The sequence below is a fragment of the Janibacter terrae genome, from assembly GCF_039636765.1.
Taxonomy (GTDB): Bacteria; Actinomycetota; Actinomycetes; order Actinomycetales; family Dermatophilaceae; genus Janibacter; species Janibacter terrae.
Genome location: NZ_CP144167.1, coordinates 2,262,955 through 2,280,336, shown reverse-complemented (window position 1 = coordinate 2,280,336; position 17,382 = coordinate 2,262,955). Strand labels below are relative to the sequence as shown.

At 71.6% G+C, this 17,382-nt stretch carries 25 protein-coding genes and 1 tRNA gene; 19 read left to right on the top strand and 7 right to left on the bottom strand.

Annotation, left to right across the window (positions count from 1 at the left end):
- Positions 1 to 34: 34 nt before the first annotated feature.
- Genes V3C34_RS11185 through V3C34_RS11165 form a run of 5 tightly spaced genes read left to right on the top strand, consistent with a single transcriptional unit; the run spans position 35 to position 4,053 of the window.
- Positions 35 to 490, top strand: coding sequence for an NfeD family protein (locus V3C34_RS11185; RefSeq protein ID WP_245634674.1), 456 nt, complete (start codon positions 35 to 37; stop codon positions 488 to 490).
- Positions 491 to 527: 37 nt separating this feature from the next.
- Positions 528 to 1,682, top strand: coding sequence for an SPFH domain-containing protein (locus V3C34_RS11180; protein WP_068421393.1), 1,155 nt, complete (start codon positions 528 to 530; stop codon positions 1,680 to 1,682).
- Positions 1,683 to 1,738: 56 nt separating this feature from the next.
- The gene (locus tag V3C34_RS11175) at positions 1,739 to 2,512 is read left to right on the top strand and encodes a sulfite exporter TauE/SafE family protein (protein WP_068421396.1); all 774 of its coding nucleotides are present in this window, start codon (positions 1,739 to 1,741) and stop codon (positions 2,510 to 2,512) included.
- Positions 2,509 to 3,234, top strand: coding sequence for a sulfite exporter TauE/SafE family protein (locus tag V3C34_RS11170; RefSeq protein ID WP_068421398.1), 726 nt, complete (start codon positions 2,509 to 2,511; stop codon positions 3,232 to 3,234). The genes V3C34_RS11175 and V3C34_RS11170 overlap by 4 nt, the downstream gene beginning before the upstream one ends.
- Before the next feature lie 9 nt (positions 3,235 to 3,243).
- Positions 3,244 to 4,053, top strand: coding sequence for an RNA methyltransferase (locus tag V3C34_RS11165; protein WP_346007173.1), 810 nt, complete (start codon positions 3,244 to 3,246; stop codon positions 4,051 to 4,053).
- A gap of 6 nt (positions 4,054 to 4,059) precedes the next feature.
- Here V3C34_RS11165 and V3C34_RS11160 read toward each other — a convergent pair whose 3' ends face one another.
- Genes V3C34_RS11160 through V3C34_RS11150 form a run of 3 tightly spaced genes read right to left on the bottom strand, consistent with a single transcriptional unit; the run spans position 4,060 to position 5,789 of the window.
- Entirely contained in the window at positions 4,060 to 4,605 is a 546-nt protein-coding gene (locus tag V3C34_RS11160; RefSeq protein ID WP_346007172.1) for a YbhB/YbcL family Raf kinase inhibitor-like protein, read from the bottom strand.
- Positions 4,606 to 4,644: 39 nt separating this feature from the next.
- A complete protein-coding gene (locus V3C34_RS11155) occupies positions 4,645 to 5,025 on the bottom strand; it encodes a DUF3037 domain-containing protein (RefSeq protein ID WP_338538087.1) in 381 nt (126 codons plus the stop codon).
- Positions 5,022 to 5,789 carry a HipA family kinase gene (locus V3C34_RS11150; RefSeq protein WP_068421407.1) on the bottom strand — a complete coding sequence of 256 codons (768 nt, stop codon included), beginning with the start codon at positions 5,787 to 5,789 and terminating at the stop codon, positions 5,022 to 5,024. Before V3C34_RS11150 ends, V3C34_RS11155 begins: the two co-directional genes overlap by 4 nt.
- Positions 5,790 to 5,847: 58 nt before the next feature.
- Here V3C34_RS11150 and V3C34_RS11145 point away from each other — a divergent pair, with 58 nt between their 5' ends.
- Both V3C34_RS11145 and V3C34_RS11140 read left to right on the top strand, forming a co-directional pair.
- Positions 5,848 to 6,261: a VOC family protein gene (locus V3C34_RS11145; protein ID WP_068421410.1), complete on the top strand. Its 414-nt coding sequence runs from the start codon at positions 5,848 to 5,850 to the stop codon at positions 6,259 to 6,261.
- Between the two features lie 115 nt (positions 6,262 to 6,376).
- Positions 6,377 to 6,462 (top strand) — tRNA-Leu (locus V3C34_RS11140).
- Positions 6,463 to 6,549: 87 nt separating this feature from the next.
- Here the strand turns inward: V3C34_RS11140 and V3C34_RS11135 are convergent.
- The 3 genes from V3C34_RS11135 to V3C34_RS11125 are packed head-to-tail and all read right to left on the bottom strand — an operon-like array spanning position 6,550 to position 9,001.
- Positions 6,550 to 7,074 carry a hypothetical protein gene (locus tag V3C34_RS11135; RefSeq protein ID WP_346007171.1) on the bottom strand — a complete coding sequence of 175 codons (525 nt, stop codon included), beginning with the start codon at positions 7,072 to 7,074 and terminating at the stop codon, positions 6,550 to 6,552.
- 2 nt (positions 7,075 to 7,076) lie between these two features.
- Entirely contained in the window at positions 7,077 to 8,273 is a 1,197-nt protein-coding gene (locus V3C34_RS11130; protein WP_346007170.1) for a site-specific integrase, read from the bottom strand.
- Positions 8,270 to 9,001 (bottom strand): hypothetical protein, encoded by a 732-nt coding sequence (locus tag V3C34_RS11125; RefSeq protein WP_346007169.1) that lies wholly within the window; start codon positions 8,999 to 9,001, stop codon positions 8,270 to 8,272. The genes V3C34_RS11130 and V3C34_RS11125 overlap by 4 nt, the downstream gene beginning before the upstream one ends.
- 152 nt (positions 9,002 to 9,153) lie before the next feature.
- Between V3C34_RS11125 and V3C34_RS11120 the strand changes: the two genes are divergently transcribed.
- The 5 genes from V3C34_RS11120 (at position 9,154) to V3C34_RS11100 (ending at position 13,550) form a co-directional block, all read left to right on the top strand.
- Complete coding sequence (locus V3C34_RS11120) at positions 9,154 to 9,381, top strand: helix-turn-helix transcriptional regulator (protein ID WP_346007168.1); 228 nt, start codon at positions 9,154 to 9,156, stop codon at positions 9,379 to 9,381.
- Positions 9,378 to 9,686: a helix-turn-helix domain-containing protein gene (locus V3C34_RS11115; protein WP_346007167.1), complete on the top strand. Its 309-nt coding sequence runs from the start codon at positions 9,378 to 9,380 to the stop codon at positions 9,684 to 9,686. Before V3C34_RS11120 ends, V3C34_RS11115 begins: the two co-directional genes overlap by 4 nt.
- Positions 9,687 to 9,887: 201 nt before the next feature.
- Positions 9,888 to 10,208 (top strand): hypothetical protein, encoded by a 321-nt coding sequence (locus tag V3C34_RS11110; RefSeq protein WP_346007166.1) that lies wholly within the window; start codon positions 9,888 to 9,890, stop codon positions 10,206 to 10,208.
- The gene (locus tag V3C34_RS11105) at positions 10,205 to 12,616 is read left to right on the top strand and encodes an AAA family ATPase (RefSeq protein WP_346007165.1); all 2,412 of its coding nucleotides are present in this window, start codon (positions 10,205 to 10,207) and stop codon (positions 12,614 to 12,616) included. Before V3C34_RS11110 ends, V3C34_RS11105 begins: the two co-directional genes overlap by 4 nt.
- Positions 12,617 to 12,914: 298 nt before the next feature.
- Positions 12,915 to 13,550: a hypothetical protein gene (locus V3C34_RS11100; RefSeq protein ID WP_346007164.1), complete on the top strand. Its 636-nt coding sequence runs from the start codon at positions 12,915 to 12,917 to the stop codon at positions 13,548 to 13,550.
- 119 nt (positions 13,551 to 13,669) lie between these two features.
- Here V3C34_RS11100 and V3C34_RS11095 read toward each other — a convergent pair whose 3' ends face one another.
- On the bottom strand, positions 13,670 to 14,263 hold the full coding sequence (locus V3C34_RS11095; protein ID WP_346007163.1) for a hypothetical protein: 594 nt from the start codon (positions 14,261 to 14,263) through the stop codon (positions 13,670 to 13,672).
- A gap of 29 nt (positions 14,264 to 14,292) precedes the next feature.
- Between V3C34_RS11095 and V3C34_RS11090 the strand changes: the two genes are divergently transcribed.
- From V3C34_RS11090 to V3C34_RS11065, 7 genes are all read left to right on the top strand, one after another.
- A complete protein-coding gene (locus V3C34_RS11090; protein WP_346007162.1) occupies positions 14,293 to 14,541 on the top strand; it encodes a WhiB family transcriptional regulator in 249 nt (82 codons plus the stop codon).
- Positions 14,538 to 14,816 carry a hypothetical protein gene (locus V3C34_RS11085; RefSeq protein ID WP_346007161.1) on the top strand — a complete coding sequence of 93 codons (279 nt, stop codon included), beginning with the start codon at positions 14,538 to 14,540 and terminating at the stop codon, positions 14,814 to 14,816. Before V3C34_RS11090 ends, V3C34_RS11085 begins: the two co-directional genes overlap by 4 nt.
- A gap of 53 nt (positions 14,817 to 14,869) precedes the next feature.
- Entirely contained in the window at positions 14,870 to 15,259 is a 390-nt protein-coding gene (locus V3C34_RS17750) for a helix-turn-helix domain-containing protein (protein ID WP_428832166.1), read from the top strand.
- Between the two features lie 134 nt (positions 15,260 to 15,393).
- The gene (locus tag V3C34_RS11080) at positions 15,394 to 15,684 is read left to right on the top strand and encodes a hypothetical protein (protein ID WP_346007160.1); all 291 of its coding nucleotides are present in this window, start codon (positions 15,394 to 15,396) and stop codon (positions 15,682 to 15,684) included.
- Positions 15,685 to 15,694: 10 nt separating this feature from the next.
- Positions 15,695 to 16,231, top strand: coding sequence for a hypothetical protein (locus V3C34_RS11075; RefSeq protein WP_346007159.1), 537 nt, complete (start codon positions 15,695 to 15,697; stop codon positions 16,229 to 16,231).
- Positions 16,228 to 17,058, top strand: coding sequence for a hypothetical protein (locus tag V3C34_RS11070; protein WP_346007158.1), 831 nt, complete (start codon positions 16,228 to 16,230; stop codon positions 17,056 to 17,058). The genes V3C34_RS11075 and V3C34_RS11070 overlap by 4 nt, the downstream gene beginning before the upstream one ends.
- Positions 17,058 to 17,240 carry a hypothetical protein gene (locus tag V3C34_RS11065; RefSeq protein WP_346007157.1) on the top strand — a complete coding sequence of 61 codons (183 nt, stop codon included), beginning with the start codon at positions 17,058 to 17,060 and terminating at the stop codon, positions 17,238 to 17,240. Before V3C34_RS11070 ends, V3C34_RS11065 begins: the two co-directional genes overlap by 1 nt.
- The last annotated feature ends 142 nt before the right edge of the window (positions 17,241 to 17,382 follow it).

Below are 17,382 nucleotides of genomic sequence, written 5' to 3'. Positions count from 1 at the left end.
ATGATGAGGGCACGACGCGACGAAGGGGGATGACGTGGACTTCCTGGGAGACAACCTCTGGCTGGTCTGGATGGGTCTGGCCCTCGTCCTCATCGCGATCGAGGCGGCCACGGTCGACTTCGTCTTCGTCATGCTCACCGGTGGTGCGCTCGTCGGTGCCCTGGCCGCCGCGCTCGGGGCGCCGCTCGCCGTGCAGATCGTCCTGGCCGTCGTCGTCGCGCTCCTCCTGATCGCCGTCGTGCGCCCGATCGTCCAACGTCAGTTCACCGACCCCGCGGCCTCCAAGGACATCGGCTCCCGCGCGCTCGCGGGTCGCACCGCCCGCGTCCTCGAGACGGTGACCGACACCGACGGACGCGTCCGTCTCGCCGGCGAGACCTGGAGCGCCCGGGTGCCCCCCGGGCAGGCGCCCTGCGAGCCCGGCGAGGAGGTCCGGGTCGTGTCCATCGACGGCGCGACCGCCATCGTCACCCGAGCACCCAGCGCGTGAAGGCACGCAGAGCGTCCCACCCGACGAAAGGACCGACATGCCCAGCGGCATCCTGATCTTCCTGGCGGCGCTGCTCGTCTTCGCGCTCGTCATCCTCTTCAAGACGGTGCGCATCGTGCCGCAGCAGACCGCGCTCATCATCGAGCGACTGGGCCGCTACAGCCGCACCCTCGAGGGCGGCATCCACATCCTCGTGCCCTTCGTCGACAAGGTGCGCGCAAGCATCGACCTGCGCGAGCAGGTCGTGAGCTTCCCGCCGCAGCCGGTCATCACCTCGGACAACCTCGTCGTCAACATCGACACGGTCATCTACTACACGGTGATCGACGCCAAGAGCGCCGTGTACGAGATCGCCAACTTCATCCAGGGCATCGAGCAGCTCACCGTCACCACGCTGCGCAATGTCATCGGCTCGCTCGACCTCGAGCAGACGCTCACCAGCCGCGACCAGATCAACGGCCAGCTGCGCGGCGCGCTCGACGAGGCAACCGGTCGCTGGGGCATCCGCGTCAACCGCGTCGAGCTCAAGGCGATCGACCCGCCGATGTCGATCCAGGAGTCGATGGAGAAGCAGATGAAGGCCGAGCGGGACCGGCGCGCGGCCATCCTCAACGCGGAGGGCTTCAAGCAGTCGCAGATCCTCACCGCGGAGGGGGAGAAGCAGGCGCAGATCCTGCGGGCCGAGGGCTCGGCCCAGGCGCGTGTCCTGGAGGCGCAGGGCCAGTCCCGGGCCATCAAGCAGGTCTTCGACGCCATCCACCGCGGCAAGCCGACGCAGAAGCTGCTCGCCTACCAGTACCTGCAGGTCCTCCCGCAGATCGCCCAGGGAGACAGCAACAAGATGTGGATCATCCCGAGCGAGCTCACCGACGCCCTGCGGGGCATCGGGGGAGCGCTGGGCCAGTCCGACGGGGGCCCCGACGGCGGGCTCGACGCGGAGGACTGGGTCGACCCGGGCCCGGAGGAGGGCAATGCCTTCGGGGAGACCACGCTCGAGGACCCTGCGCAGGCGCTCGCCGAGGCACGCGGCCAGGCCGGCCAGGCCAGCCGCGAGGCGACCGAGCACGCGACCCCGGCCTCACGGGTCCAGCCCGCCCAGGGCCCGGGCGTCCGGCTGCCCCAGGCGCCTGCTGCGCCGGCGCCCCCCGAGGACCCGACGCCACCCGTCGAGGGCCCCGACACCACGCGGTGATCCTCGGTCCGAGGCCCACCGCGCGACGCCCGGTACCGCCCATCTAGGGTGGCCGGGTGTCGTGGGTCGAGATGGGTGCCGTGGTCCTCGCGGGAGTGTGGGCCGGTGGCATCAACACCCTCGTCGGGTCGGGCACGCTCGTGACCTTCCCGGTGCTCCTCGCCCTCGGGACGCCCGCCGTGACGGCCAACGTCTCCAACTCCGTCGGGCTCGTCGCCGGCGGCGTGAGCGGGTCCATCGGCTACCTCCCCGAGCTGAAGGGGATGGGCAAGCGGGTCGCCCAGCTGGTGCCGATGTCCGTCCTCGGCGCGGTCCTGGGGGCCGTGCTGCTGCTCTGGCTGCCGGCCGAGGCCTTCGAGGCGATCGTCCCGGTGCTCATCGGGATCGGCATCGTCCTCGTCCTCGCCGGACCCAGGCTGCAGGCCTGGTCCAAGCGGCACCACCACGACGGCGGACGGATGCCGAGGGGTCACCTCGTCGCTCTCATGGCCGGCGTGCTCGTCGCCGGCATCTACGGCGGCTACTTCGGTGCCGCCCAGGGGGTCATCCTCATCGGGCTGCTGTCGGCCCTGTCGACCGAGCCCCTCCAGACGCTCAACGGCCTGAAGAACGTGCTCGGGATGATCGTCAACGCCGTCGGTTCGCTCGTCTTCATCGTCACCGCGCCCGAGCTCATCGACTGGCGCATCGCCGCCCTCGTCGGCGTCGGCGCCCTCGTGGGTGGCGTGCTCGGCGCACGGTACGGCCGGCGACTGCCGCCCAACGCCCTGCGCGCGGTCATCGTCGTCGTCGGCGTCGCCGGGCTCGTGAAGTTCGTGTTCTTCCCGTGACGGACTGGCTCGACCCCACCATCCTGGCCCTGGGGCTGGTCGTCCTCTGCGGCTCCTTCGTCCAGTCCTCCATCGGCTTCGGGATCGCCGTCGTGTCGGCCCCCTTCGTCGTCGTCCTGCGACCGGAGCTCATGCCGGTCGCCCTCCTCGTGTGCTCCTTCGTCCTGCCCGTCGTGCAGCTCGCGAGCGGGCCGCGGGACATCGCCTGGCGGCCGCTCGGCTGGGCGGTCGCCGCCCGCGTGGTCGCGACCCCGATCGGCGTGCTCGTCGTGGCGTCGACCTCCCCGGACGCCATCGCCCTCGCCGTCGGCGTGCTCATCCTCGTCACGGTGATCGCGTCCGTCGTCGCCATCGAAATCCGGCTGACGCGGGGGAGCGCGATGGCCGCGGGGGCCATCAGCGGCGTCTCCGGGACGGCCGCCTCGATCGGTGGGCCCTTCCTCGCGCTCGTCCTGCGCCACGAGCCGCCGGACCGGCTGCGCTCGACGCTCGCCGTCTTCTTCATCGCGGGCTCGGTGATGGGGATCGGCGGGCTGGCCCTGGCCGGGCAGGCGACGTGGGAGCAGCTGCGCACCGGGCTGCTGTGGATCCCCTTCGTGGTCGTCGGCCACCTCCTCGCGGGACCGCTGCGTCGCCGGATGCCGGCGGAGGCGGTGCGAAGGGGGGTCCTCGCCTTCTGCGTCGTCGCAAGCGTGAGCGTCATCGCCCGGGCCCTGCTCTAGCCTTCGCCTGTGCCGATCCTCATCACCGACCCGACCGACGAGCGCCTGCGGGACTTCGTCGGGCTCACCGACGTCAAGCTGCGGCGCGTCCTCGAGCCGGAGGGCGGGCTCTACCTCGCCGAGAGCGAGAAGGTCATCCGTCGGGCGCTGGCGGCCGGCCACCGGCCGCGGGCGCTGCTCATGGGGGAGCGCTGGCTCACCGACCTCGCCGACGTCGTCGAGCAGGCCGAGGCGGACGGCGTGCCGGTCTACACCGGATCGGCCGAGGTCATCGAGGGCATCACCGGGTACAACCTCCACCGCGGGGCGCTGGCCTCGATGCACCGGCCGGAGCTCCCTTCGCTCGCCGACGTCCTCGACGGTGCCCGCCGGGTGCTCGTCATCGAGGACGTCGTCGACCACACCAACGTCGGGGCGATCTTCCGCTCGGCCGCCGCACTCGGGACCGACGCGGTCCTCGTCACCCCCCGGTGCGCGGACCCGCTGTACCGCAGGGCGATCCGGGTGTCGATGGGGACGGTCTTCCAGGTGCCGTGGACTCGTGTCGAGCCGTGGCCCGCGGGGATCGAGGACCTGCGTGCCGCCGGCTTCACGGTCGCGGCGCTGGCGCTGGCGGACGATGCCGTGGGGCTCGACGAGCTCGCCGCCGACGCCCCCGAGCGGCTCGCCCTCGTCCTCGGGACCGAGGGGGACGGGCTGACCCGTCGCACCCTCGGCCGCGTGGACGTCACGGTCACCATCCCGATGGCCGGTGGCGTGGACTCGCTGAACGTCGCGGCGGCCGGTGCCGTCGCGGCATGGGAGCTGCGGGTCCGCTGAGATCGGTCAGGCCGTGTAGAGGCCGGTGATCACCGCGCGACCGAGCGTGTGCTGGAGGTAGGTGAAGGCCGCGACCGTGCAGCTGACCGAGTCGTCGATGCCGAGGTCCTCGGTGTCGAGCGCGTGCACGGCGAAGACGTACCGGTGGGGACCGTCGCCCTCCGGCGGAGCCGCGCCGCCGAAGGCCTTGGTGCCGTAGTCCGTGGCCGTCATGAAGGCACCCGCGGGCAGCTGAGCCCCACCCTCGGCCCCGGCGCCCTCGGGCAGGGACGTGGTGCCGGCGGGGAGGCCGACGACCGTCCAGTGCCAGAACCCCGCCGGCGTCGGGGCGTCGGGGTCGAAGCAGGAGACGGCGAAGGACTTGGTGCCCTCGGGCGCGCCGCTCCAGCTGAGCTGGGGGCTGCGGTTGCCGCCGGAGAAGCCCCAGTCGTCGAAGACCTGGGCCTCGGCGAGCTCGCCGCCGTCGGTGAAGCTCTCGCTCGTCACCTCGAAGGGGGTGGTCTCCGGGAGCAGGTCGTAGGGGGCTGGTGCAGTGGGTCGGGTGAGGTCCATGAACCCGACCCTAGGACGTGCGCGTCGTGCGTCAACCGCTCACCGCACGAGGCGGTCGAGGAGCCGCTGCACCTCGGCCGCCGGGTCGTCGGTGAGGCCGCTGTGCACCGGTCCCGCCCGCACGACCGTCGAGCGCGGGGCACTCAGCCAGCCGAACCGTCGCCCGTCGTCCCCGAGACGTGGGCGTCCGCCCCCTTCGTGCCCTGCGGCGACGTCGCAGACGGTCCGCAGCGCGGCGTCCAGCTCGTCGAGGTCGAGGTCCGGGGCGAAGGCCCGCAGGCGGTCGCGGTCGACGGCGAAGGCCGCCTCGAGGTGCTCGCCGGCCTGGCTGTGCAGGACGATCCCGACGTTGATGAACTCCTCGCGCTCAGCGCGCGGCACGCAGCGCAGCACGACGTACTGGTAGGGCAGGCGGGTCATCGGGCACCTCCGGGGAGCCAGGCAGCCGGCTGGTCACGTCGGGCGACCAGGTGCTCGAGGTAGGCCCGGCGCGTGTCGGTCGGGGTCGCGAGCTGCTCGGACGTCTCGAGCCACGCGTCGGGGACGAGGTCGAGGACGGCGGCGAGCGTCGAGTCGTCGAGCCGCGCCGCGAGGTCCTCGTGCGCCGGACGCACGTCGTCGACGAGGTCTCCGAGGACGTGGTCCGAGGCGTCGAAGCGCTGCTCGGCGAAGCGCTGGGCATCTGGTGCCCGTCGCGCCCACGCGTGGTGGAAGTAGAGCGCGGCCCCGTGGTCGATGACCCACGGGCGGCCGCCCCAGACCAGCAGGTTGGGGTTGGCCCACGTCCGGTCGATGTTGGCGGTGAACGCGTCGAGCCAGATGATCGGCGCCGCCTGCTCCGGGGTCGCCGGTCGGCTGCCGTCGTAGCCGAAGGACCCGGGCAGGTAGTCCAGCCCGAGGTTGGTGCCGAGAGAGGCGGTGAGGAGGTCCTGGACCTCTTCGTCGGCCTCGTAGCGGGCGATGTCACGCGGGAGGTCGACGACGGCGAGGCGGGGGACCGGGATGCCCAGCACGCGGGCGATCTCACCGACGACCACCTCGGCGACGAGGACCTTGACGCCCTGTCCGGCGCCGCGGAACTTGACGACGTACATCCCGAGGTCGTCGGCCTCGACGAGCCCTGGGAGGGAGCCCCCTTCGCGCAGCGGTACGGCGAATCGGGTCGCGGTGACGGTCTCGAGCACGGGCCCACAGTAGGCGCCCGGCTGGCGTCTGGCCGCCGATTCACGCAGTCTGGAGCGCATGCTGTCCGGACGACGACCTCCCCACGACTACCTCGGCACCGTGCTCGGCACTCCCGACCCGAGGGGACTGGCACGGTTCTACGCCGAGGTCCTCGGGTGGCGCATCCACTCCGACGAGGAGGACTGGGCGACCATCGCGCCGGACCAGGGCAAGGTCTACCTCGGCTTCCAGCTCGAGCGCGAGCACACCCCGCCGGCCTGGCCGGCCCAGCCGGGGGAGCAGCAGATGCAGATGCACCTCGACATCGAGGTCTCCGATCTCGATGCCGCTGTGGCCGCCGCCCAGCGGCTCGGCGGGCACGTCGCGGAGCACCAGCCGCAGCTCGGCGTGCGCGTCATCATCGACCCCTCCGGCCATCCTTTCTGCCTCTACGTGGGGGCCGCCGAGGAGGCGGCGCAGACACCTGGGTGAGCGGCGCACGAGCCGCGCGATCTCGCCGTCGAACCGGATTTCGCACTCCGGTCATCCGCGTGTAAAGTTTCACGTCGTTGCCCCGGTGGCCCCCAGCCACCGGAATGCACCACTCGTCCGGGTGGCGGAATTGGCAGACGCGCTAGCTTGAGGTGCTAGTGCCCGTATTAGGGCATGGGGGTTCAAGTCCCCCCTCGGACACGATCGTTACCCCCGGTTCTCCGGGGGTTTCGTCGTTCCTGGGGGCGACGAAACCGGCCTCTGATACCGCGGTGATACCCCGGGTGCTCATTTCGGGTCACCGGCCTCTGGGGAGCCGACCGAGGAGCTCGGTGCGGCGGAGGCATCCTTGATGCCCGCGGCCACCTGGGCGATCGCGCTCGGTACGCCGGGCTCGTCGGCCAGCCGACCGAAGACGGTGCCGATCGTCGCCCGTTCACCGTCGGAGGCGTTGGACACGACCTCACCGACCCGGCAGAGGGCCTGGCGCAGCGGGAGAGGGAGGGCCTCGAACCGGCGCTCGACGTCCTGACGATCCACGACACTGCCCGCGCCCTCCGCCTGGCTGGCGGTGTGGCTTTCCACCGCCCGGGCGACGCCCGCGGCCATGGTCAGGAAGTGCGCCACCTCGCACGGCATGGTCTCGAGCTTGGCCAGCGCGCGCAGGTGCAGCACGACGTTCCGCCGGTCCTCGAGCGTGTTGTCGACCGCGGCCACCGCAAGACGATTGAGAGCCCTCTTCAGGATCCACGGACGCTTGGCGAGCTCGGCCTCGATCTCGACGTCAGCGGGGGAGCGGTGCGGTGTCGTCACGGTCACGCCTCCTCGGCCAGGAGGGAAGCGAACGTCGCGGCAGCCTCGGCCTGCATGCCCGGCATGACGTGGGCGTACACGCCGAGGGTGATCGTCGCGGACGCGTGCCCGAGCCGCTCGCTGACCACCTTCACCGGGGTGCCGGCGCCGAGCAGGATCGTGGCGTGCGTGTGCCGCAGGTCGTGCAACCGGATCGCGGGCAGGTCGGGCAGGTCCCGCTGCGCTCGCTCGACGGCGGCCGACCAGGCTCGTGTGAACCGCTCAGGGTGGCGCGTGGCACCGTCCACGGTCCCCAGGACCAGCGCGTCGTCCTTCGCCAGCGCCAGGCTGATCTCGGCCCGCTGGGCACGGTAGGCGCGCAGCGCGGCGAGCGTGGTGGGGTCGAGATCAACGACCCGGGCCCGGCCAGACTTCGGCTTGCCGGTGACGAGCTGCTCGCCGGCGCCCTTCGTCTTCACTGCGGTGACGGAGCGGCGCACGGAGAGCCGGCCAGTAGCCCAGTCGACGTCTCGCCACTGCAGGGCGAGGGCCTCCCCGCGACGCATGCCCGTGTTCGCCACGAGCCGCCACGCCATCGCGAGCTCGTGCTCCGGGTCGTGACCGAGGAACGAGCGGAGCTGCGGCGCGGTCCAGAACTTCATCTCCGGTGCGGCAGCAGCCTTCGCTGACGGCGGGTCGGCCTTGTCCGCGGCGTTGGCGAGCACGAGCCCGTCACGGACAGCAGCCTTGAGGCCGGCGTGGACGATCGTGTGGACGTACCGCACGGTCCTGGGGGACAGGCCGCCCTGCCCGTCGACGCGGCCGCTCTGCTCGAGGTGGCGGTACAGCTTCGTCAGGCGGGTGCCGGTGAGCTGCTCGAGGCGCAGGGCCCCGATGTGTGGGGTGACGTGGAGGCGCACGTTCTTGCGGTAGGACGCGATCGTCGAGGGCTCTTTGCGCAGGCCGTCGAGCCACTGGTCGAAGTGCTCGGCGACGGTCACCTTGTTGGGGGCGACGTGCTCGCCGCGCTGCACTTGGGTGACGCGCTCCCGGAGGAAGTCGGCGGCGGCCTTGCGGGTGGTGAACCCGCGCTTCATCGCTTGCTTCGGTGCGCCGTCCTCGGCGGTGTAGCGGTACTTCGCGAGGAACCGGGGCCCGGCCTTCGTGTCGTACTGGGAGATGGAGCCTTCGCCGGCCTGCCGGCGCCGTGGCTTGGTCACTTCGAGTCCTTCTCTGGGATGAGGCCGAGCTTGCGCGCCTCGGCCAGACGGCGAATCACCGTGGCCCGGCTGCAGTGAAGCTCGTCGGCAGTGGCCTGGGTGGCGCGGCGAGGGGTGGCGGCTCGGTGCTTGAGGTAGACCTGAGCGAACTGGTTGAGGTCGGTTGCGACCGATGCGCGAGGCTTCGCGGCGGCGGCGGTAGGCACCGGCGGGCGCTCGGCGAGGCGCTCCCACAGCGCGTACGCGGTCAAGGCTCGTTGAGCCTTGGAGTCGTGCTGCATCGTCGCGAGCATGTGCCCGAAGTCCTCGGCGCGCCAGCGCTCGTAGTCCTCCTGGGTGAGCGCCTCCGCGCCGTACTCGCGTAGTGCGTCCTGCATCCCAGCTGCGAGAGCATCGAGGCTGGGCTGGGCCAGTCCACGGACAACGTCGCTGGCCTCGGAGAAGGGGTCCGCTGGGTCGAACCCGCCGAAGATGTAGTTCAGAAGGGTCGCTGGCTTGATCCGCCGCATCGTGTCCCAGCCGAGCTCGTCCTCGCGCAGTAGGCCCAGGTGCAGTCCCGTCGCGATGAAGCGCCCGTCGGGTGAACGGTCAACGCGGACGAGGACCGGGACAGGAAGCTCGCCACCCTCGATCCAGACCCACAGGTCGTCGTCGGCGTCCGCCGGACGCAGGGCGCCGGCGTCGAAGGCGAATGGGCCGCTGACCTTGAGATCCGGGGGAAGCGTCATGCGAACAAAGTAGCCGGTTGGTAGCCGACTCTGCAGCAGTTGCGTCATAGGTGTATCAAACCACCGTCGGGAACGAGATGCAACAGTGTTGCCGGAACTGCTTCACTTCGGTAGCCGAATGGGGCTCAATGGGGTGAGAAGGAGGCGACCCCATGAGCCTGATCGACGAAGTGAGAGCGGCCCAGTCGCTGCCCGACCCATCCGTGGCGCGACTCATCCGGCTCAGCGCAGGTGTCAGCCAGGTGCGCCTCGCCCGGGAGCTCGGCGTGCACCGCACCACCCTGCACCGGTGGGAGTCCGGCGAGCGACGCCCGAGGGGGAAGGAGCGGATCCAGTACGCCCGGCTCCTCCAGAGTCTGCGAACCGAGGTCGCGGCGTGACCCTCGACGAGCTCCTGGCCACCGACCGCGCCGTGCTCCACGCAGCCGAGGTCGCCTCGCTCCTCGAGGTCGACGAGCGCACCGTCTCCCGCGCCGTCGCCGCCGGGCTCCTGCCGAGCGTCCGCGTCGGCCGCGTCCTGCGCATCCCCGTGCGGAAACTCATCCCGCTACTCACCGACGTGCCCACGACAGAAGACGAGCCGGGGGCCCTCACCCCCGGCATCGCCACCACCCAGTCAGCCACTGGAGGGCCGACCTATGACCAGCATGCCGCACCCACGCTCCGCCTCGCAGCCGTCGAGTGACCACGAACGCGTCCCCCTCGCTCACGGCCTGACCGCCGTCATCATCCGCTACGGCGACGGCGAGCCCCGCCCCGAGCGACCCGCGCCCGCGGCCCCTGCCGCCGCGACTCCGACCGCGCGGCAGCAAGCCGAGTACGCGAACTGGCTGGCGGCACAGCAGGTCGCTTCGAACCCCGCAGGCGGCACCCCCGGCGGCGCGGCATGAGCGTCGACGAGCACGCCCAGGACCACGCGCTGCAGGTGCTCCTCGACGCCCTCACCGTCCACGTCGCGCCCGGCGGGATGTTCACCTGGGACACCATCCGCGACGCCACCACCGCCGCGCAGCTGCGCCCCGGCGAGATCCGCGCCGCCATCCGCCACGCCATCGCCGGCGGCTGGGTCGAACCCGTCCTGCTGCCCCTCGGCGCCCGCGACGTGCACGCGTGCATCCCCTCCGTCCACCCACCCGCCCGCGGCCGCCGGCTCGCGGTCTACCGGCGCACCCGCCGCCCCTCGAGGGCTCCCCGTGATGCCGCGTGACCAACCTCGACCTCGACCACGCCCGCCACTGGCTCCAGCGGGTCTACACCGACACCCCCGGGCGCCTGTCCATCGTCCACATGGACGCCAGCGGCGCCTTCCGCGGCACCGGCGGCGACGTCCCCGACATCGACACCGCCCTCGAGCGCATCGCCCACCTCGACGCCGCAGGCGCCCGCGGGATCTACCTGCGCACCACCACCCTCGCCCGCCCCCTCGCCGCCCACGAACGCGGCGCCGCCACCGACTCCCACGCCCTGCCCGGGTTCTGGGCAGACGTCGACTACGGCACCGAAGGACACAAGCCCGGCCGCGGCCTGCCCCTGCCGTCCGACGAGCACACCGCCCGTCGCCTCGTCACCGAGTCCGGGCTGCCCGCACCCACCCTGTGGGTGCACTCCGGCGGCGGCCTGTACCCGTGGTGGCTCCTCGACGCCCCCCTCGTCCTCGACGCCACCACCGGACCGATCGCGGGCAGCGCCTCCGACGCCTGGCAGCAGATCCTCAAACGCTCCGCCGCCCGCCTCGGCCTTGAGTACGGCGCCGGCGTCGGCGACCTCGCCCGCGTCCTGCGGATCCCCGGCACCGTCAACCGCAAGACAGACACGCCCCGGCCCTGCCGCATCGTCGAAGACACCGGCGTCGCCTACACCCTCGACGAGCTCCTCACCGCGATCACCGCCAACCCCACACCCCAGGCAACCGCCCCAGCGTCGCGGCCAACGGCCTGGCGGGACGTCCTCGGCCTCGATCGGCACGGCGACAGCGCCTTCGACCTCCTCGACCAGCACGTCACGTTCGACGACATCCTCACCAGCGACGGCTGGGAACGCTGCACCCGCAGCCACCACGGCATCGAAGGGTGCTGGAACCGGCCCGGGCACACCAGCCCCTGCAGCGCCCACGTCCTCACCGCCAACCCCCACGTCCTCGTCGTCTTCAGCGAAGGCGCAGGACTACCCACTGGCGGCCAGCAGCGACTCACCCGCGGACGACTCTTCGCGCACCTCCACCACCGAGGCGACACCCGCGCCGCCGCCCTCGACATCTACGACGCCATCAACGGCCGCCCGTCCACCAGCGCCGCCGCGGCCCTACCCCTGCCCAGGAAGCCCATGACCTCGACCAGCTCGTACAACCTCGGGGACCTCGGCGCCCACGACGTCACCACCACCCAGGCACGGCGCGAGCAGGACCAGCACGACGAGCAGCACTCGACCGCCCCACGCGAGGACAGCGACACCTGGGCACAGCCCGACCCCGCCGACACCTTCGAGCGCGCCGTCGCAGACCGCCTCCAGTACCTCCAGGTCATCGAGACCGCGCAACAGCGCCACACCGACCTCAAGCGCGGCGACCGCCCCACCACCTACGCCCGCGACGGCGCCGACTTCCTCCTCGACGACAACCCCGACGAAATCCCCGCCCTCTGGGGCGAAGGCACCGACATCCTCTGCGCCAAGGGCGAACCGCTGATGATCTGCGGCAGCCCCGGCGTCGGCAAAACCACCATCGCCGGGCAGCTCCTCGAAGCCCGCCTCGGCCTCGGCCCCGGACGCGTCCTCGACCTACCCGTCGAACCCACCGGCTCCCGCGTGCTCTACCTCGCCATGGACCGACCCCGCCAGATCCAACGCGCCCTCGCCCGGCTCCTCCGCCACGAAGAGCACCGCGACACCCTCCACGAGCGCCTCATCTTCTGGCCCGGGCCACCACCCGCAGACCTCGCCCAAGACACCGACGCCCTCGCCAGACTCGCCCACGAGCACGGAGCAGACACCGTCTTCGTCGACTCCCTCAAAGACGCCTTCCTCGGCGTCTCCGAAGACGGACCCGCCGCCGGATACAACCGCGCCCGCCAAACCGCCATCGCCGCCGGCATCGAACTCATCGAGCTCCACCACACCCGCAAGAGCACCAACAGCAGCGGCACCAAGAAACCACCCGTCACCCTCGGCGACGTCTACGGCTCCACCTGGCTCACCTCCGGAGCCGGCAGCGTCATCGTCCTCGACGGCGACGCCGGAGACGCCGTCGTCCAACTGCGCCACCTCAAGCAGCCCGCCGACACCATCGGCCCCCTGAAGGTCCTCCACGACTCCACCACCGGCCGCTCCAGCATCTTCCACGCCACCGACCTCGTCGCCCTCGCCCGCGGCAACGGCGACATCACCGCACGCGACGCAGCCAAAGCACTCAGCGACACCGACAAGCCCGACGCCAACCAGATCGAGAAGGCCCGACGCCGCCTCCAGGCACTCGAGAAGAGCGGCCACCTCTTCGTCTACGACACCGGCAACAAGGCCAAGAACGCACCCACCAGATGGCAAGCCGTCGACCGCTTCCAGACCATCACGCCCCCCTTCACGGCCCATGACCAGCCCGACACCATCACGGAGGCATCATGACCACCACGAACCCCCACCAAAACCCCGAAAACAAGCCTCACGCAGACCTTCACGACCTTCACGCGACAGGACCTTCACGAACCCACACCCCCCTAAAAGGGGTGGGGGTGAGGTCCACACACACGACCCACCGCCCCAACTGCCCACAACCCACCCCCACCACCTCCACCAACCACGCCATCCCCGGCGTCACCATCACCCGATGCCCCGAATGCGGCGCCACCACCATCACCCGGAACCAGCCATGACACCCGACGAACTCCGCGAGGAGCCGACCCCACGGTGGCCGGACCCCGCCATGGGACCTCATGGTGATGAGCCACGACGCTGCACCGCGAAGGCCAAGGCCACCGGTCTGCGCTGCGAGCGAGCACCGATCAAGGGCGGGACCGTCTGCTACGTCCACGGCGGCAAGGCCGGGCAGGTGCGTGCGGCCGCCGAGCGACGCTTGGCAGCTGAGAAGGTCGAGCGGGAGATGCGTCGTGCGCTGGCCGAGGAGCCCATCGACCGGATCCTCGACCCGCTCGCCCAGGTTGAGAGCCTCGCCGCCGAGGCCTTGGCAATGAAGGACCGGCTGGCGGACGTCATCGACGGCATGTCGACCTGGCGGTACACGGCCCACGGTGCGGGCACGGAGCAGCTGCGTGCCGAGGTCGCTCTCTACGAGCGGGCCATGGATCGGTCGGCGAAGTTCCTCGAGCTGCTCGTCAAGAGCGGGTTCGAGGAGCGGCGCACGGTTCTGGCCGAACGCCAGGGCGCGATGATCGCTGCGGCGCTGCGGGTGATCCTGTCCCGGATGCTCGACGGCGTCGTGGCTGTCGACGGCTTGCCGGCCACGGCGCAGGACGCGATCCGCGCCCGGTGGGGTGAGCTCGTGCCGGTCGTCGTGCCGGAGGAGATGCGGCGCCTCACCTCTGGTCAGGTGCCCCAGTGATGCGCCCCGAATCGCATCCGCTTGGTATCGCGGGCGGGATCGGTAGCAGCGAGGGCGCTATGGAACTCGCTGCAGTGGCGGGGTGTAGCGGTGTCGAGCAGGGGACGACCGGTCCCCCCTCAACGGTTCTGCTCGCGCTCGACGGCCTCGATGTCAGCGTCCAGTTCGGCGCCGTAGTCCTGCAAGTGCCAGTCGCGTCGTCTGAACTCGACGGGGTCCTTCAGCCACAGCTGCAGTGCCGAACTGACGACACGCGCCCGGTGGATGAAGTCGGCTGCCGTTTCCTCTGCCTGGAGGCTGTTGCCGTACTGGAAGAGGATCCGGGACAGGGCAGGGTCCGTGGGTTCCACGAGGCCGGCGGTGCGGAAGACCTCGCCCCCGAAGGCGAGGAAGTCGGGGACCAGGTTCCTGCCGACCTGGCCGCGCTTGGGCTGTGCCCCCACGATGGGCCAGGTGAGTCCCCAGAGGGCACTGACGGCGTCGATGACGCGCTCTTCGCGGATCAGGCGCTGCGCTGCCTGGCGGTCGTCGTCGGCGATCGCAGCGGCCGCTCGGCGGTCTTCGCTGGCCTGACCCGCGGCGGCCTTGATCTGGCTCTTCGCCGCGAGCCAGGACGCGCCGCCTCCGATGATCGCGCCGATCAGTCCTGCGAGGGCGGGGATGAGGACCTCGGGAGCTGTGAGGGCGACGCCTTCGGCCACGGGGCTGCACATGGCGTCATCGTGTCAGGTGGGGCCGTCCGGTGAGCGTTGGGGCGGAGGAGTGGGAGGCGCTGCAGGAGGCCCTGGGCGGGGTGGGGCGGTCGGTGCCGTGCCGCGCCAGCCGTGACCCCGAGCTGTGGTGGTCGCTGGAGACGCTCGCGGAGGCGGCCGAGCTGTGCGCGGGGTGCCCGGTGGCGGTCGAGTGCGGCCGGTACGCGGTGGCGGCGGGGGAGCGGTGGGGCGTGTGGGCTGGCCGGTGGCGTGGTCGCCGCGAGCGGGACGCGTCATGAGCGAGGTGTCGGTGCTGCGGGCGGGGCTTCGTCTGGGTCGGCGTGCTCGGCACTGGTGGGCGTGGGTTCGCCAGGGCCGTCGTCGTGACGTGCCGACGGTTCTGCGGGTCGGTCGTCTGGTGATTCATCCGGACGGGCGGCGTGTCATCACGGGCTGGTCCTTTGACCTCCGGCGCATGTCGTCGGGGATGAGCGTCGATAACGACCTGTGGGAGTTCCTGGCGCTGCGCTATCCGGAGTCGATTGTGGCGCCCTGGACCGCGGAGGTCTTGTGAGAGCGGGGGCGCCGGTGCCTCGCCGGCCTGCTCTGGCGGCGACGGTCCGGGGCATGCCGGCGGTGTGGTTGTGGCGTCGGGTGAAGGACGTGGCTCCTGGCGCGCCGGCGGCGTTGGCCGCTGTGGCGGGTGCGCAGGCGGCGACGGAGCTGGCGATGATGTTGGCGGAGCTGCGGGAGGCAGCCCGGCAGTGGGAGGAGCTGGCCCGGGAGGACGCAGGTTCCGTTAGCGGAACTGCGGAACAGCCGTCTGCGGAACCGAGGGCAGGGTCGGGGCATGAACTCACGACGACGCAGGCCGCGGCCCTCCTTGGGGTGTCCGATGGCATCGTGCGCCGGTGGTGCCGGGACGGGCGGCTTGTCGCTGCCCGGCGTGGCCGGTCGTGGGTCATTGATCGCGGGTCCGTTGGGGATCTGCTCGACGCGCGAAGGAGCGCAGCATGACCTCGACTGTGGACCGTCTCTCGACTTCGAAGGGGCGTTGACGGATGCGTAACGAGTACATGGCTCCCGCGACGCAGCTGTCGCTGCCTGTCGTTGCTGGCACCCGCTCTGGTGACCCTGTCCGGGTCGGTGCGGTGACTGGTGTCGCCGCGACCGGTGTCGGTGAGGGCGGCAACGCGACCGGGCTCGCGTCGGTGGTCACCGACGCGCGGTCGTACCTCTACGAGGTGGAGGGCGCGATCGGCGGCCCGTTCACGCCGGTGTACCTGGTGCCGCGGAGCGGTGCCACGGCTCCGCGGTTGACGGTTGCTGCTCAGGCAGCGCCGAACGATGTCCCGTGGGGCTACACCGTCCCCAAGGTCGGCGAGACCGGCCAGCGCGCCGGGACCTCCGGCGTCGCCGTCGTCCGTCCCGCCCAGGTCTGAGGAGGCCGCGATGTCTGATGAAGTCAGCAAGGAGGCGTTCGACGCCGCGTTTGGTCGTGGACCGTCGCGTCCGGTGACGGAGGCCGACCAGGCGGTGGCTCGAGCGTTTGGCCATCCGGTGCCGGAGCTCACGGAGGCTCCGCGGGCGAGCTCGAGCGCGCCGGCGGAGGAGATGGAGGCGCTGGTGAGGGAGTACGAGGAGCTGCGGGTGTCGCGGCGCGGTGACTCCAGGAAGGCGGCGCACAACGCGGCCATCACGGAGCGTGTGCTGATGTCGGAGACGGTCGCGGAGGGTCGGCGCTCGGTGCGCCGGGTGACCAACCTCGACCGTCTGCGCCAGCTGCGGGAGACGGTGGAAGCTCTGCGGGCTGAGGTGCCGCTGTCGGCGTCCGGGCCGTCGACGTCGCCGGAGGTGAGCGTGGAGGACTTCGACCGGGCCTTCGGTGGGGAGCGGTTCGCCTCGGATGGGCGCCGGTACACGCAGGCCGAGGTGGACGAGTCGATCGCTCGAGCGTTCGGCCGGGCGACGAGGGGGGACCAGCGGTGAGCGCTGCGACGGAGACGAGGCCGGTAACGCCGGAGGAGTTCACGGCCCGAGCGGTCGAGCACGACCAGAAGCGGGCGACGCTCCTGCAGGATCTGTCGGTCCTGGAGGAGCAGGCGGGCGCGATGATGCTCGACGACCCGGACGCCGCGGAGACGCTGACGGAGCGTGTCGCGTCGCTGCGGGCCCGCGCTGACCTCGAGGGCCGTGCGGCCGTGGAGGCGCGTAGTCGTGCCCGGGAGGCACGCGTGGCGGGCCTGCGGGAGGAGGCGGACGCGTTCGAGCCGAAGGTGGCCCGGATCCGCAAGGAGCTCGCGGAGTACCAGGACAAGCGTGACAAGCTGCTGAAGGAGCTGGAGGAGTTCACGCGTGCGGAGTGGATCGTCAAGCCTGACCCAGACGCTCTGCTCGTCGGGCCGTACACGCGTCCGGCACGACCTGACGAGATGCTGCTCCGCGAGCTGCAGCAGATCGAGGAGCAGCAGACGGCGCTGCGTTCGCAGGCCGACGCGGTCGCGGCTGACCCGAACTGGGAGCCGGCCGAGATCCGGCGCATGCGCCAGCTGCGGGCGGACTGGGAGCGGAAGCTCGCGGGGTACCGGGAGGAGCTCTCCCAGCTGAAGGAGTGGCGCAAGGACCTCGAGTTGCGGCAAGCCCAGGGGCTGCCGACGGAGGAGGTCGCGGAGTTCGTCAGGGACACGGAGACCGAGATCTGGCGCTTGTACGGCGACGTGAAGTCGTTCCGGGACGGGGGCCTTGAGTTCTCCGCGGAGGAGCTGCAGGCGCTGCGAGTCGAGTTCGGCCTGGACCTCGGCGCTGGGGGCGAGTGATGGTCGACTTCACGGCCCCGGACGCTGACCTGGCCGACGCCGAGCAGGCGCTCGATGCCGCTGCCGTGGGCGGGGGGATCCTGGCCGGGTTCGGCCTCGACCCCACCGCGGCGCACGCCACGATCGAGGCCGCGGGCGAGCAGATGCGCTACGCCCTGGAGCGACTGGCGGCCGGGGAATGACTTCGGGCGCGGCGTCAACGTCACCCGCCCGGCCGGTGGGCATCGCTGGCCGGGCGGGATCGAAGGTGAGCGAGCGGACCTTGACCCCAGCCATGGCGTCCTCCACCCGCGGTGACCTCGCCTGCGCCGCGCCCGACATCTA

What these genes read in the sequence shown, in the direction of transcription:
- V3C34_RS11180 (WP_068421393.1), top strand. Translation starts at nt 528, where the DNA reads ATGCCCAGCGGCATCCTGATCTTCCTGGCGGCGCTGCTCGTCTTCGCG.
- V3C34_RS11160 (WP_346007172.1), bottom strand. Translation starts at nt 4,605, where the DNA reads ATGGACCTCACCCGACCCACTGCACCAGCCCCCTACGACCTGCTCCCG.
- V3C34_RS11155 (WP_338538087.1), bottom strand. Translation starts at nt 5,025, where the DNA reads ATGACCCGCCTGCCCTACCAGTACGTCGTGCTGCGCTGCGTGCCGCGC.
- V3C34_RS11145 (WP_068421410.1), top strand. Translation starts at nt 5,848, where the DNA reads ATGCTGTCCGGACGACGACCTCCCCACGACTACCTCGGCACCGTGCTC.
- V3C34_RS11125 (WP_346007169.1), bottom strand. Translation starts at nt 9,001, where the DNA reads ATGACGCTTCCCCCGGATCTCAAGGTCAGCGGCCCATTCGCCTTCGAC.
- V3C34_RS11120 (WP_346007168.1), top strand. Translation starts at nt 9,154, where the DNA reads ATGAGCCTGATCGACGAAGTGAGAGCGGCCCAGTCGCTGCCCGACCCA.
- V3C34_RS11110 (WP_346007166.1), top strand. Translation starts at nt 9,888, where the DNA reads ATGAGCGTCGACGAGCACGCCCAGGACCACGCGCTGCAGGTGCTCCTC.
- V3C34_RS11100 (WP_346007164.1), top strand. Translation starts at nt 12,915, where the DNA reads ATGGGACCTCATGGTGATGAGCCACGACGCTGCACCGCGAAGGCCAAG.
- V3C34_RS11095 (WP_346007163.1), bottom strand. Translation starts at nt 14,263, where the DNA reads ATGTGCAGCCCCGTGGCCGAAGGCGTCGCCCTCACAGCTCCCGAGGTC.
- V3C34_RS11085 (WP_346007161.1), top strand. Translation starts at nt 14,538, where the DNA reads ATGAGCGAGGTGTCGGTGCTGCGGGCGGGGCTTCGTCTGGGTCGGCGT.
- V3C34_RS17750 (WP_428832166.1), top strand. Translation starts at nt 14,870, where the DNA reads ATGCCGGCGGTGTGGTTGTGGCGTCGGGTGAAGGACGTGGCTCCTGGC.
- V3C34_RS11075 (WP_346007159.1), top strand. Translation starts at nt 15,695, where the DNA reads ATGTCTGATGAAGTCAGCAAGGAGGCGTTCGACGCCGCGTTTGGTCGT.
- V3C34_RS11065 (WP_346007157.1), top strand. Translation starts at nt 17,058, where the DNA reads ATGGTCGACTTCACGGCCCCGGACGCTGACCTGGCCGACGCCGAGCAG.